The organism is Niallia sp. XMNu-256 (assembly GCF_036670015.1).
Classification (GTDB): domain Bacteria; phylum Bacillota; class Bacilli; order Bacillales; family Cytobacillaceae; genus Bacillus_BD.
Genome location: NZ_CP137636.1, coordinates 793,882 through 806,683 on the forward strand (window position 1 = coordinate 793,882; position 12,802 = coordinate 806,683).

Genomic DNA, 12,802 nt, shown 5'->3' on the forward strand with positions numbered 1-12,802 from the left:
ATGAAAATTATACTAGTTCCGATAAAAAAGCAGATAGCTCTGCTGCGTCTTCTTCATTCATGTCAAAAGCATGCTCGATATAACCTTCTTCTTGTAAATCATCAGGACCAATAATTGCAAATCGACCGCCCTGAATATTTAACACAATTACTTTTCCATAATAGCGGTCACTTTGAATAATCGCTAAATCAAACCGGTTATTATCATTCATAAAGCTGACAAATCTTGTTTTTGTCTCTACAGTATCGTCATATAGAAAAAAGCGTTCAGACATGTTTTATCTCCCCTATTCAATTATAAATATGATCTCCTCCTATCTTAACAAAAATAGCCATAATACTGAATTTTTAACGAACATTAATAGATTTTAACTAAATTATGGTACAATAAGCATAGGAAAATCCCAATAACAAATCGAACGATGAAGACAATAATGTTCGGCTTATATGATAAGCTGATTATTAATACGGAAATGTTACAACTCCAAGTATGGGAAATGCGTCCCTATAATTGTAATTGTGTTCACTAAGTTCAGATGAAAGGATGTTATAGGTTATGTATTTTGTTGATCGTGATAAAATTGAAGATAAACTTAGGTTTATTGATCATCAAGTTGGTTTATTCCAAGCTCAACAACAATGGAACACAGATTTTGAAAAAGCCGCATTGGAACGAATCATCCATATGACGATTGAAGCTCTGTTGGATGTTGGAAATGCTATGATTGATGGTTTTATTATGCGTGATCCTGGAAGTTATGAGGATATTATCGATATTCTAGAGGATGAAAAAGTCATTACAAGAGAGATGAGTGTAGGCTATAAACGAATTATTGCCTATCGAAAAAACTTGCAACAATTTTATACAAATATCAACCACTCCGAATTAGTAGGTGCATTTGACAAGGAGCTTCCGGTTTTAAAGTCATTTACTTCCCATGTTAGAAAATATTTAGAAAGTGCAATGGGAGTTGTTACGGCATTTATGCCAAATTAATGGAGTCTGTCATATAAAGAAAGGTGAGTATCTTGTTATTAAATACTAAAAGTACAAAAGAACAAATTTTATCCCTTTTAAAAGTAAATGGCAGTATGACCATTTTAGAGATGGCACATGAATTAGAGATCACTGAAATGGCAGTAAGAAGACATATCCAAACGTTAGAGAGAGACAAGCTGATACGTTCAGAAATGAAAAAACAAACGATGGGAAGACCATCAAAGGTCTATCAATTAGCACAGCAAGGTGAAGACTACTTTCCAAAAAAATATAAAGAGTTTAGTCTAGAACTCCTTCAAGGATTAAAGGAGGCAGGACAGGAACAGTTACTTCAAGAGATCTTAGTTAAAAATAGAGAGAAACATTACGAACAATATAAATCAGAGTTTGAAGGCAAAACGTTCTCAGAAAAATTAAATCAATTAGAAAAGATGCAAGAACATGATGGTTATATGCCAAAATTAGAGAATCAGGATGGTACGATCCATTTTAAAGAATTAAACTGTCCGCTAGTTGAGGTTGCGAAAGAATTCCCACAAATCTGCCAAGCAGAACGAGAGTCCATTGAGAGGTTTTTAGGTGCAGAATTAACAGGCATCACTTCAATGGCAGAAGGGCATAGTTGCTGTCATTACACAATTCAAGAAAAGAATAACTAGCACCCTAAAAAGGAGCCGTACTTGATTTGTATGACTCCTTTTTACTATTTTTCGATTACTAAGACAAGGTTGGAATGAATAATATGAAACAGTATAAAGGATACTTAATTGATTTGGATGGGACGATGTATCGGGGAAAGGATGTTATTCAAGAGGCAGCGGATTTTGTCAATAAATTGCATTTACATCATCTGCCTTACTTATTTGTAACAAATAACTCTTCTAGGACACCCTTACAGGTAGCGGAAAAGCTAAAAAGCTTTGGGATTGCTGCTGAAGCAGACCAAGTCTTTACAACGAGCCAGGCAACGGCCAACTACATTTATGAACAAAAACAGGATGCAAGTATTTATCTAATTGGAGAAGAGGGAATCCAACAGGCCATTTTAGAAAAAGGCTTTAAAATGAGTCCTGAACAAGCAGATTATGTAGTGATAGGCATCGATCGATTCATTACTTATGAAAAGCTAGCAAACGCTTGTTTAGCTGTTCGAAACGGGGCTGTTTTTATTTCGACGAATAGTGATATTGCGATACCATCGGAAAGAGGCTTAGTACCTGGAAATGGTGCTTTTACATCTGTGATCGAGGTTTCAACGCAAACCAAACCAATATTTATTGGAAAACCAGAGTCAATCATTATGGAGCAAGCTCTAAAAGTACTTGGAACAAAAAAGGAAGAAACACTAATGATCGGTGATAATTATGATACTGACATTATGGCTGGTATGAATGCAGGTATAGATACTTTACTTGTCCATACAGGAGTCACTACGAAGGAATTATTAAAAGGTTATAGACGACAGCCTACCTATGTGCTAGACAGTTTAGTCCAGTTGGAATTATAGCAAAAAGCACGCCTTTATTGAGCGTGCTTTCTTTACTAAAATTATTCTACATTTTCTATACGATGCGCTAATCTGCTCGAAGCAGCAGCTGCAATTGCCCCTACAATATCATCAAGAAAGGTATGACATTTTCCAGATGATTTGTCATTTAAATCTTTAAGGATGCCAGGTTTTAATTTATCAATGTAACCATAATTTGTGAAGCCAATTGAACCATAAACATTCACAATTGAAAAGGCGAGAACTTCATCCACTCCATACAACCCTTCATCAGTATCGATAATCGTTTGCAGCGGTTCGTCAAGTAATTTTTTCTCCGCTAACATATCCATTTGAATGCCAGTTATGATCGCATTTTGTACTTCTCTTTTAGAAATGACTCGCTCGACATTATGCAAACAATCTTCCATTTTTAACTCATCATGGTAATCCTTTTGTAGGAAATAAACAAGCTCGGCAATATCGGTAGTCTTAACGCCTCTTTCACCTAACCACCTTCTTGCTGTTTGTTCAGTTAAATCTACTTTTTTATTTTCGTTACTCATCTCATTCACCTATTTTCTTAAAAATATTTGTTTCAGCCTCTTTTTCTAGGGTTTCAACATTTTCTCCACCTATTCAGTATTCAAGAATGTCTCAAATTTATTAGGGTTATGACATAGATATAAAATATGAACATTACAAAAAGATTGAATATTGATTGGGAAGGAGGGTATTAAGCAATATTTTACCAATAATTTTGTTATCTGACCAAGATTTCAACTTAAAAAGGGGTGTTTGGGCATGTTTCAAAAAATTTTGAAGCAGCATTTTGGAATTGATGCAATTGAGAGTTCTGCTGTTGGACGTTATCAATCGTGTAAGAATGACCATCAACGATTTGTATTAGTACCAGTCAATCAGAAGGATGATAAAGAATTATTAGAGTTGGAGCAAATTGCAAATCATTTTATAAATGCAGGTGATTCATCTGTGGGGATATTTTTACCAACAAAAGAAAATCAACGAATTTTAGAAATTGAATCAAGTAAATATTGTGTTTTATACTGGGATGAAAAGCAGCAACGCTCCTCAACACGGATAGGTAGAAGGTTAGCAAAATTCCATTATCGGGGAAGAATGATTTCGTTTCCTGTTCAAAAAATAAGTAGAATTGGCCAATGGAAAAGTCTTTGGGAAAAACGAATCGATCAGATGGAAATGTTCTGGAAAGAGAGGATGCAACATGAGCCTGATCATGAATTTGATCGTATGTTTTTTGAGTCCTTTCCCTATTATATGGCAATGACTGAAAATGCGATTCAATATTTAGTCGACACAGAACTTGATGATGAACCACGTGAATCTGACTATGGGACCATTTGTCATATACGCTTTTCATCACAGACTTGGGGCAGTCAAGTGATGATGAAAGATCCATTTGACTGGGTGCTAGATCATTGCAGCAGAGACTTAGCTGAATGGACGAGAGAACAATATTTTAACCAATTTCAAACCTATGAGCATGAAGTTCAACGGTTTTATAGCGAATATCAAACGGTAAATCGACTAAGCTCTTTTTCTTGGAGGTTATTATACGCTAGAATCCTATTTCCCTTACACTATGTGGATTGTATTGAGGAGTATTATTCCACCCCATCAGAACAGAAAAAGCATGTATTATCAGATCGATTAGAAAAATTTCTACAAAGATCCAATGACCATGAACAATTTTTAAGATCATTTTTTCAAATGGTTAATGTCCCTGTACGACACCAAAACATTCCGAGAATTGATTGGCTTTAGTTTTTTGATTTTTGAAAGGAGAAGATCTAGTGGTTTTCTCCTTTTTATTAATTAAATTATTATAAGAATATAATTTGAAAGAGGGTTAAATTTAATCATATATAAGATTATATGGTAAAATGGGAAAATAAAGAAAAGAAAAATTTATAAATATCTTTCGCAAGAGACAACGCTTACATAGGAAATTATCCCTTGTAAAACCGTCTTATTAACACTATAATGTCTACTATAGAAATACAATTGTTCATTTAAAGAGTACATTTTTCAGAGGGAGAGGTAGTCATGAAAGAAATCTCGATCGGTTTATTAGGGTTAGGTACGGTTGGTTCAGGTGTAGTAAAAATCATTGAGAACCATCAGGATAAATTGATGCATCAGGTAGGATGCCCGGTTAAAGTTAAAAAAGTTTTAGTGAGAGATATTAAAAAGTATAGTGAAAATGGTTTTCAGGCATCCCTATTAACAACAGATGTTGATGAAATATTAAATGATCCGGAAATAGATATTATTGTTGAAGTCATGGGCGGTATTGAGCAAACGAGGGAATACTTGTTACAAGCATTTCATAATAAAAAACATGTCGTTACAGCTAACAAGGATTTAATGGCACTTCATGGAGGAGAACTATTAAAAACGGCATCTGAAAATAATTGTGATTTATTTTTTGAAGCAAGTGTTGCCGGTGGAATTCCAATTTTAAGAAGTATAACAGAGGGATTATCTTCTGATAAAATTGTAAATATTATGGGGATTGTGAATGGAACAACGAACTTTATCCTTACTAAAATGAGTCAAAATGGTGCTGCTTATGAAGAAGTATTAAAGCAAGCACAGGAACTTGGCTTTGCTGAAGCGGATCCAACTTCTGACGTGGAAGGTTTGGATGCAGCTAGAAAAATGGTAATCCTTGCAACATTAGGCTTCTCTATGGAAGTTAACTTAGAAGATGTTTCTGTCCAAGGAATTACAGGGGTAACGGAAGAGGATATCCAATATGGAAAGCAACTGGGATATACAATGAAACTCATCGGAATTGCCAAACTTGATGGCGATAAAGTAGAGGTGAGTGTTCAACCGACCTTCTTAGCTGATACACATCCATTGGCATCTGTTCAAAATGAATATAATGCTGTTTATGTTTGCGGGGAAGCAGTTGGTGAAACGATGTTTTACGGTCCTGGAGCAGGAAGCTTACCGACTGCCACTTCGATTGTAGCTGACTTAGTAGCAGTGATGAAGAATATTCGATCAGGCGTAAACGGAATAAGCAATATCGCTCCACAATATCCAAAGCAGTTAAAAACAGCTGACGAAATGTTTTCAAAGTATTTCTTACGCTTGCATGTTGCCGATGAAGCGGGTGTATTTGCAAAAATAACTTCTCTGTTTGCAGAGCATGGCATTAGTTTTGAAAAAATACTTCAATTGCCTGTTGTCAAACGCGAAGTGGCTGAGATCGTACTAGTGACCCACCATGCTTCGAAACAGGCTTATGAGGATGTATTAGTTCAATTAAATGATTTATCATCTGTTAAACAAATCAAAAGCTCGTATCGAGTAGAGAGAGGTTCTATTCAATAAAGTGAAACTTCATTAGTGGGGAGTTTCTTTCATCCCCCCACTTATCTTTTATTATTACTCAGAATTTAGAGCAAGGGTCTTACTATTCGTTAAGCTGATAAAAAACTATGGGTTTAAAGAGATAGAACGGATGTAGGTTAGATCTAGTCAGTAAAGGGACCTCATGATGAAAGGGAAGTAAGTGATTTTATAAAGGGAGCGTTTAAGTATGAGCACCAGTGACATGTTTATGATAAAGGTACCTGCCAGTACGGCCAATTTAGGCCCTGGTTTTGATTCGATTGGAATGGCACTAAACCTTTATTTAACCCTTGAAGTGGAATTAGCTGATAAATGGGAAGTAATCCCTTTATCGGAGGAAATGGAGATTTTTCCAAAAGATGAGAATAATTTTATTATAAAAATCGCTACAGAAACTGCAGTTAAATACGGAAAGATATTGCCACCAGCAAGGGTGAAGGTAAAAAGTGACATTCCATTAGCAAGAGGGTTAGGCTCAAGTGCATCAGCAATAGTTGCAGGCATTGAGCTGGCAGATTCGCTTTGTCAGTTAAATCTATCTAGACAAGAAAAATTTGAAATTGCCTCTGAAGTGGAAGGACATCCAGATAATGCCGGAGCTTCTGTTTTTGGTGGGCTGTTAATTGCTTGTCAGTCAAGTGATTCTGTTGATGCGATTGTTGAACATAACGTAGATTTTGAAATTGTTGCAGTTGTTCCAAGAGAAGAGTTACTCACGAAAACAGCAAGAGGAGTGCTACCTGAAGAGCTTTCATTTGGTCAAGCTGTGTCGGCAGGCGCTGTGTCTAATGTGTTAGTAGCGGCTTTATTAAAAAAGAACTATCGGTTGGCTGGAAAAATGATGAAGAAAGATCTTTATCATCAACCATACAGAAGAGAGCTGGTTCCACATATGGCAATAATTGAAGAAAAAGCACCCGCATTCGGAGCTTTTGGCGTTGCTTTAAGTGGTGCAGGCCCAACAATCCTTTGCTTTGTAGAACCTGGTAAAAGTCAGTCTGTTATTTCCGGACTTCAAGAGACACTATCAGATATGGATTATTTATCATTAAAAGTAGATCAAGCAGGAAGTAAAGTTTTTTCAATGAGTGGAATTTAATAAGGTGAAAAGTCTATCAGTAGGGGGTTCCTTCCATCCCCACTGATGGAAAGTCCGAGGACACAGCTTGCTGGTCACGTAGACGTTGCTGTAGGCGTATGTCATTATTTTGGAGCTAAACGGGAGTTGCCTCTCACTTATCTTCTATTATTGCAATCAGAATCTTAAGGTGTGGCTCTTACTGCCTATTTGCTGATTAAAAAAAGCGACCTTAGTGAAAAAAGGTCGCTTACCAAATTAGAATACTTGTTCTACTTCAACTATACCAGGAACTTCTTCAACAAGAGCACGCTCAATTCCAGCCTTTAAAGTAATTGTTGAACTAGGGCAGGTACCGCAAGCACCAAGCAAACGTAATTTAACAATTCCGTCCTCTACATCGATTAATTCACAATCTCCTCCATCACGAAGAAGGAATGGGCGTAATTTATCTAGTACCTCTTGAACTTGCTGAACCAATTGTTGTTGTTCTGACATATTATCGACTCCTTTCATATACACTATTATACTGAGATGAGAATGAAAAAGCTACAAATGAGAATCGAAAACCAAACAATTCCAGTAAATCTTTATTTGTTAGCCACGATGGTATTTATACATCCATAGAATACCAGACTTTAGTAGGCGGGCTACTCGTCCAGTTACCGCTTTTTCATTGACAAGGCCGAAGCCATGTTTTTTACCTAATGAGCCTAGGATCCCTTTTAATTTAATAACTGGTAGTGTTTCTGGAAGTTCTTCTCGATTCCAACGTTTTAATAGAATTTGAACAATTTGCTCACCTTGTCCTTCTGCGAGTTGTGCACTTGGTGCATGTGGAAGGCTAGCACAGTCTCCTACTACATACACATGTTCATTATTTGGAATATTATGGTGTTTCGTTAACACAACTCTTCCTTGTTTATCCTTTTCAACATCCATTTCCCGGACAATTCGATTTGGCTGAACTCCAGCTGTCCACACAATGGCGTCACTAGAAATTGGCTCATCATGATTATATAGTAGATTTTCTTCAACTCTTGTAATATTGGAGTTGCTGACAATATCTACTCCATTATTATCAAACCAGTTTTGTACATAGGTACTTAGTTTAACAGGGAAGGCGGATAAAATATAATTGCCACGGTCAAATAATTTAACTTTTAGATCAGGGCGACTTTCAACAAGTTCAGATGCAAGTTCTACGCCACTTAAGCCGGCACCAACGATGGAAACAATTGAACCAGGGGCCAGGTTATTTAATGCTTGATACGTACTTCGAGACTTTTCAATTGTCTGGATGCTGTAAGTAAACTTATCTGCACCCGGTACATTATGATACTTATCTTCACAACCAAGACCAATAATCAGGTCATCGTACGTGACATCTGCTTCATTTTCAAGGACAATCTTTTTCCCTTCAAGGTCAATCTTTACAATTTCCGCATAGATGATTTTTAACTTAGGATTTTCTGGGAATGGTACTCGTACATCTTGGTCTGAAATCGTTCCTGCAGCAAGTGCATAAAATTCCGTTTTTAGACTGTGATATGGTGCACGATCAATTAGAGTAACAGAAACATCATCAGGTAATTGAGGCAGCAAACGATCTAGAATTCTAATACCGCCATATCCGCCACCAAGTATAACCAGATTCTTCATTTATCATTTCCCCTTTTTTCGTTCATCCTTACTACGTTCTATGGAATATAATTGATGAACGATATTCTTTTAGTGAATGTAATACAAATGGATTGTGTATGGATGTTTATTTATATTAATATTATTTTATTGTGATTAACATTTTTTAAAGCGCTCTCAAAATTATATTGTAATAATAAGTTATCGCTTATAAATGTCCGCATATAAGCAAAGTATAACGAAATTGTGACAAAATAACAACAGTTTTAAGGCTTTTTTATGACGGTAAAAATATTAATATAATATTTTTAGAGTATAGAAAAAATAAAATAGATTCTATCTATAGAAAAGTATTTGTCATAATCTCTGTATGCAAGTAAAATTGACTCATGAATATGGAGTGAAAATATGAGAAACACAATCATAGAATTTTGTATTAGCAATTTAGCAAACGGATCACAAAAAGCTAGATACATTTTAGAAAGAGATCCCAACCTGGATATTGTTGAATATGGCTGTTTAAGTAACTGTGGAAAGTGTAATCATACTTTTTATGCACTTGTAAATGGTGAAGTAGTAATGGGAGAAAGTCCTGAACAACTTGTAGAAAACATTTATGAATTTATCGACGGAATCCCCCTTTAATTCATAGGGCTAAAGGAATATTTGGAATTCCACTTCTTTGCAGATTTGTTGTGAGTCAAAGTCGAAGTGTATATAATAGACTATAAGTAAAAAGAGGAGGAAAAAAAATGACTGAAACAGTTAAAATTACCGAAGCAGCGGCTCTTCAAATAAAAGATATGATGAAACAAAATGAGGAAGAAGGTTCATTTCTACGAGTAGCCGTTAATGGTGGCGGATGCAGCGGCTTAACATATGGAATGGGTTTTGTACCGGAAGCAGAAGAAAATGACCTTACTTTTCAATTGCAAGGACTACAAGTGGTTGTAAATAAAGATGATGCAGCCATCTTAAGTGGCACAGTTATTGATTACAAAGAAACTCTTATGGGTGGCGGTTTCACCATCGACAATCCGAATGCTATTGCTTCTTGTGGCTGTGGATCAAGTTTCCGCACAGCAACAGCAGCGGGTACACCTGAAGAATGTTAATAGTAAAAAAAGCGGTGCTCGCACTTGATAAGTGGCAGACGCCGCTTTTTTTCTTATCTAGCTACTTCTTTATAGGTTATCTTTACGATTTGCTCTGTGGAATTGTTAAATTCAATATTAACTAGAACACCAAATTCTCTATTTTTCCCTTTTAACCATAACTTGAATTTTTCAACAGAGTGGTTTCCTTTATTTTCACGTCCAACATGTAAATAGTCCACAACCTCAGCATTTGGATATCTCTCTTTTGTTTTTTGAACGGCAATATTGCCCCACTTTGCATAAGGCGGGGTCGGTCTTTCGGCATAAACGACTGACTCTGCATTAATGGAACTAAAACTGGTAACCACAAAGCTCATAAATGAGAAGCAAATCATGCCGAGATACAGTAATTTCTTCATGTTTACCCCCTTTTCATTATAGAGTTTGTAGACTCTCTACGTTTTATTCTTCATTAGATTTTCTTGAGACCTTTTGGTTACAGTTGTTTTTTTGCTATAAAGAATAATACAATGGAATTAAGTACCATTCCGGAGGTGAAGGGTTTTGAATAGACCTAAAGTTGTGATACTAGGTGCTGGTTTTGGCGGACTCATGGCTGTAACAACGTTGCAAAAAGAATTAATGGAATCAGAAGCAGAAATTTTTTTAGTAAATAAACATGATTATCACTATCAACGGACATGGCTCCATCAAGTAGCGGGAGGAACGATCCATCCTAACCGTGTTCGATTTGAAATAAAACCGTTATTAAATCGGAATAAAGTCCGGTTTGTAAAAGAAACAGTCTCAAAAATTGATACTCATCAACAAAAAGTAATATTTGATACTGGGGAAGAGCTCTCTTATGATTATCTAGTTGTTGCTTTAGGTGGAGAACAAGAAAATTACGGAATTAAGGGGATTAAGGAATATGCTCTTGCGATTTCAAGTGTAAATGCAGCAAGGCGTATTCGAAACCATATTGAAGATAAATTTAGAATGTATCATACCCTTAATAATGATGACGATTTGACCATTGTCGTAGGTGGTGCTGGATTAACAGGGATTGAATTTCTAGGGGAACTGACAGATTGGATACCGAAGCTTTGCCGACAATATCATGTGGATCAAAAAAAAGTAAAATGCATATGTGTTCAATCATCTTATCCATTGCAGTTATTTGATCGGGATGTAGCGGAATATGCTGTGAAATCATTGGAGAAAAAGGGTGTTCAATTTATCATTGGAAAACGGATTAAAGAGTGTAAAAAAGATGCTGTTTTAATTGGGACAGGAGCGGAAGGGGAACTTGAAGAAATAAAAACAGGTACGTTTATTTGGGCTGCAGGTGTTCGTGGGAATAAAATTATTGAAGAGGCAGGCATCGAAACAACAAATGGCCGTGTGAAAGTTCTAAGCGATTTAAGGGTACCTGGATATAATAACCTCTTTGTTATTGGAGATTCTTCCCTTGTTATTGATCAGAAAACAGGTGAACCTTATTCACCAACTGCACAAATTGCCTTACAGCAAGGAATAACTTGTGGAAAAAATATTGCTTCTCTTATTAGAAATGATAGTGAACTTGAAGCATTTGCCCCTCATATTCGTGGCATCGTCTGTGCGCTTGGTAAAAATAATGCCTGTGGAGTTGTGTATGGTAAGAAAATAACCGGATCAAAAGCACTCTCGATGAAAAAACTCATTGATAATCGTGGATTATATATGATTGGAGGTACAGCTCTCCTCGCAAAAAAAGGACGAGTTAAGATCATATAGAATGGAGAATGCAGGCACCCTCTAGTTCAGAGTGCCTGCGTTTTATTTTTAATACACAAAAATTGACGCTTTTTCAAAGATTCAGTACACTTAATTTAGTGAACAAGGAGGGGGAAAAGCGCTTTATGCAAATGAATATTGTTGTTCTTATCATATCGATGCTGCTATTTTTCGTTTTATTTTTCGGAATTGGCTTTATTTTAAATATGTTACTTCGAATGTCATGGATTATGGCTATTATATATCCCATTATCGCTTTTATTATTATTGATGATGTTCGTTTCATTGAATATTTTACAAATACAGTTACAGCGTTATCAGAATTAGGCTCACGGATTATTGGACTAGCTGCTGCAGATATTTTAATATTGGCCTGTGGTTGGGGCGGAGCAATCATCGCTGGGGTTACTATAAAATCCTTGCGGAGTAGAGGCTATCAAATGTTTTAAAACAAAATACTCCTAAAAGAGAATCTCTGAACTGTATAGAGCTTCTCTTTTTTTTGATTTTCCTTCTTTTTACTATTCATGAATAATTTTAAACTCCTTAGGAAATGAATAGTTTTGGGAGGAATGAAAAATACATGACAAAAATTAAAAAGCTAGCAACTCGTATGATCATGACCCTGCTATTTATCGGAGCTTTGCTGACAACAATCCAATCAATTACAGGATTAGATGTAAAAACTTTTGTTACTAGTTTGAATGAAAAAGTTGAGGATGGTACGAATGGAACTTATATCTCGGATAAATTCACAGAGTTAAAAGGGGCCTTGCCACCATTTCACCTAACGGTTAAAGCGAACACAGAAGTCTCGGCAGTTGAGGCAGCGACTCAAAGCATGGAGGAGCAATTAGACCTAGCTAAGTACCCTAAAAAGAAAATGATTGCAACAGGCTACACTGCGGGAATTGAATCAACAGGAAAAAGCCCTAATCATCCGGAGTATGGGATTACCTATTCGGGTGTCATGGTTAAAAGAGATTTATATTCAACAATAGCAGCTGATTTAACGGTTTTTCCAATTGGAACGATCTTATTTATTCCTGGGTATGGATTTGGGGTTGTTGCTGATAAGGGCGGTGCGATCAAAGGGAATCGGGTCGACTTATTTTTTAACACTGTAGATGATGTATATAGTCAATGGGGTAAAAAGGAAATAGACGTTTATGTGATTGAAGAGGGCAACGGGACTCTTACAGAAGCAGATCTTCAAGTGTTAAATGAAGAGGAATCCATGCAAGTATTTCGTCAGCAATATATCGATACTGAAAGAAAATAAGCCTGATAAAGGAAATGAGGCTTTCTCGACAA

16 protein-coding genes are annotated in these 12,802 nt (G+C 36.1%); 11 read left to right on the plus strand and 5 right to left on the minus strand.

What is annotated here, in order from left to right; all coding sequences use genetic code 11:
- Positions 1-7: 7 nt before the first annotated feature.
- Positions 8-274 carry a DUF3055 domain-containing protein gene (locus R4Z10_RS03920; protein ID WP_338471923.1) on the minus strand — a complete coding sequence of 89 codons (267 nt, stop codon included), beginning with the start codon at positions 272-274 and terminating at the stop codon, positions 8-10.
- 281 nt (positions 275-555) lie between these two features.
- On the opposite strand from R4Z10_RS03920, the gene R4Z10_RS03925 reads away from it, so the two are divergent.
- From R4Z10_RS03925 to R4Z10_RS03935, 3 genes are all read left to right on the plus strand, one after another.
- Positions 556-996 carry a DUF86 domain-containing protein gene (locus R4Z10_RS03925; RefSeq protein WP_338471924.1) on the plus strand — a complete coding sequence of 147 codons (441 nt, stop codon included), beginning with the start codon at positions 556-558 and terminating at the stop codon, positions 994-996.
- 32 nt (positions 997-1,028) lie between these two features.
- Positions 1,029-1,658, plus strand: coding sequence for a winged helix-turn-helix transcriptional regulator (locus R4Z10_RS03930; RefSeq protein WP_338471925.1), 630 nt, complete (start codon positions 1,029-1,031; stop codon positions 1,656-1,658).
- A gap of 83 nt (positions 1,659-1,741) precedes the next feature.
- Positions 1,742-2,506, plus strand: coding sequence for a TIGR01457 family HAD-type hydrolase (locus R4Z10_RS03935; protein WP_338473158.1), 765 nt, complete (start codon positions 1,742-1,744; stop codon positions 2,504-2,506).
- A 41-nt stretch (positions 2,507-2,547) separates the two neighbouring features.
- On the opposite strand, the gene R4Z10_RS03940 is transcribed toward R4Z10_RS03935, so the two are convergent.
- Entirely contained in the window at positions 2,548-3,051 is a 504-nt protein-coding gene (locus R4Z10_RS03940; protein ID WP_338471926.1) for a phosphatidylglycerophosphatase A, read from the minus strand.
- A gap of 238 nt (positions 3,052-3,289) precedes the next feature.
- Between R4Z10_RS03940 and yutH the strand changes: the two genes are divergently transcribed.
- The 3 genes from yutH to thrB all read left to right on the plus strand — a co-directional run bounded on the left by yutH (position 3,290) and on the right by thrB (position 6,992).
- A complete protein-coding gene (gene yutH, locus R4Z10_RS03945; RefSeq protein ID WP_338471927.1) occupies positions 3,290-4,291 on the plus strand; it encodes a spore coat putative kinase YutH in 1,002 nt (333 codons plus the stop codon).
- A 282-nt stretch (positions 4,292-4,573) separates the two neighbouring features.
- The gene (locus R4Z10_RS03950) at positions 4,574-5,872 is read left to right on the plus strand and encodes a homoserine dehydrogenase (protein WP_338471928.1); all 1,299 of its coding nucleotides are present in this window, start codon (positions 4,574-4,576) and stop codon (positions 5,870-5,872) included.
- Positions 5,873-6,080: 208 nt separating this feature from the next.
- Complete coding sequence (thrB, locus tag R4Z10_RS03955) at positions 6,081-6,992, plus strand: homoserine kinase (protein ID WP_338471929.1); 912 nt, start codon at positions 6,081-6,083, stop codon at positions 6,990-6,992.
- Positions 6,993-7,229: 237 nt separating this feature from the next.
- On the opposite strand, the gene R4Z10_RS03960 is transcribed toward thrB, so the two are convergent.
- Positions 7,230-7,469: a NifU family protein gene (locus R4Z10_RS03960; RefSeq protein WP_338471930.1), complete on the minus strand. Its 240-nt coding sequence runs from the start codon at positions 7,467-7,469 to the stop codon at positions 7,230-7,232.
- Positions 7,470-7,568: 99 nt separating this feature from the next.
- On the minus strand, positions 7,569-8,633 hold the full coding sequence (locus R4Z10_RS03965; protein WP_338471931.1) for an NAD(P)/FAD-dependent oxidoreductase: 1,065 nt from the start codon (positions 8,631-8,633) through the stop codon (positions 7,569-7,571).
- A 387-nt stretch (positions 8,634-9,020) separates the two neighbouring features.
- On the opposite strand from R4Z10_RS03965, the gene R4Z10_RS03970 reads away from it, so the two are divergent.
- Together R4Z10_RS03970 and R4Z10_RS03975 are read left to right on the plus strand one after the other, a co-directional pair.
- Positions 9,021-9,257, plus strand: a complete 237-nt coding sequence (locus R4Z10_RS03970; protein WP_338471932.1) for a YuzB family protein — start codon at positions 9,021-9,023, stop codon at positions 9,255-9,257.
- Positions 9,258-9,364: 107 nt separating this feature from the next.
- Complete coding sequence (locus R4Z10_RS03975) at positions 9,365-9,727, plus strand: iron-sulfur cluster assembly accessory protein (protein WP_338471933.1); 363 nt, start codon at positions 9,365-9,367, stop codon at positions 9,725-9,727.
- 53 nt (positions 9,728-9,780) lie between these two features.
- On the opposite strand, the gene R4Z10_RS03980 is transcribed toward R4Z10_RS03975, so the two are convergent.
- Positions 9,781-10,128, minus strand: a complete 348-nt coding sequence (locus tag R4Z10_RS03980) for a YqzG/YhdC family protein (protein WP_338471934.1) — start codon at positions 10,126-10,128, stop codon at positions 9,781-9,783.
- Between the two features lie 145 nt (positions 10,129-10,273).
- Between R4Z10_RS03980 and R4Z10_RS03985 the strand changes: the two genes are divergently transcribed.
- From R4Z10_RS03985 to R4Z10_RS03995, 3 genes are all read left to right on the plus strand, one after another.
- Positions 10,274-11,488 carry an NAD(P)/FAD-dependent oxidoreductase gene (locus R4Z10_RS03985; RefSeq protein ID WP_338471935.1) on the plus strand — a complete coding sequence of 405 codons (1,215 nt, stop codon included), beginning with the start codon at positions 10,274-10,276 and terminating at the stop codon, positions 11,486-11,488.
- 125 nt (positions 11,489-11,613) lie between these two features.
- Positions 11,614-11,937: a YuiB family protein gene (locus tag R4Z10_RS03990; protein ID WP_338471936.1), complete on the plus strand. Its 324-nt coding sequence runs from the start codon at positions 11,614-11,616 to the stop codon at positions 11,935-11,937.
- 134 nt (positions 11,938-12,071) lie between these two features.
- A complete protein-coding gene (locus tag R4Z10_RS03995; protein WP_338471937.1) occupies positions 12,072-12,770 on the plus strand; it encodes a 3D domain-containing protein in 699 nt (232 codons plus the stop codon).
- The last annotated feature ends 32 nt before the right edge of the window (positions 12,771-12,802 follow it).

Excerpts from the sequence above, each read along its gene's own strand:
- R4Z10_RS03920 (WP_338471923.1), bottom strand. The coding sequence starts at position 274 with ATGTCTGAACGCTTTTTTCTATATGACGATACTGTAGAGACAAAAACA.
- R4Z10_RS03925 (WP_338471924.1), top strand. The coding sequence starts at position 556 with ATGTATTTTGTTGATCGTGATAAAATTGAAGATAAACTTAGGTTTATT.
- R4Z10_RS03935 (WP_338473158.1), top strand. The coding sequence starts at position 1,742 with ATGAAACAGTATAAAGGATACTTAATTGATTTGGATGGGACGATGTAT.
- R4Z10_RS03940 (WP_338471926.1), bottom strand. The coding sequence starts at position 3,051 with ATGAGTAACGAAAATAAAAAAGTAGATTTAACTGAACAAACAGCAAGA.
- yutH (WP_338471927.1), top strand. The coding sequence starts at position 3,290 with ATGTTTCAAAAAATTTTGAAGCAGCATTTTGGAATTGATGCAATTGAG.
- R4Z10_RS03950 (WP_338471928.1), top strand. The coding sequence starts at position 4,574 with ATGAAAGAAATCTCGATCGGTTTATTAGGGTTAGGTACGGTTGGTTCA.
- thrB (WP_338471929.1), top strand. The coding sequence starts at position 6,081 with ATGAGCACCAGTGACATGTTTATGATAAAGGTACCTGCCAGTACGGCC.
- R4Z10_RS03960 (WP_338471930.1), bottom strand. The coding sequence starts at position 7,469 with ATGTCAGAACAACAACAATTGGTTCAGCAAGTTCAAGAGGTACTAGAT.
- R4Z10_RS03965 (WP_338471931.1), bottom strand. The coding sequence starts at position 8,633 with ATGAAGAATCTGGTTATACTTGGTGGCGGATATGGCGGTATTAGAATT.
- R4Z10_RS03970 (WP_338471932.1), top strand. The coding sequence starts at position 9,021 with ATGAGAAACACAATCATAGAATTTTGTATTAGCAATTTAGCAAACGGA.
- R4Z10_RS03975 (WP_338471933.1), top strand. The coding sequence starts at position 9,365 with ATGACTGAAACAGTTAAAATTACCGAAGCAGCGGCTCTTCAAATAAAA.
- R4Z10_RS03980 (WP_338471934.1), bottom strand. The coding sequence starts at position 10,128 with ATGAAGAAATTACTGTATCTCGGCATGATTTGCTTCTCATTTATGAGC.
- R4Z10_RS03990 (WP_338471936.1), top strand. The coding sequence starts at position 11,614 with ATGCAAATGAATATTGTTGTTCTTATCATATCGATGCTGCTATTTTTC.
- R4Z10_RS03995 (WP_338471937.1), top strand. The coding sequence starts at position 12,072 with ATGACAAAAATTAAAAAGCTAGCAACTCGTATGATCATGACCCTGCTA.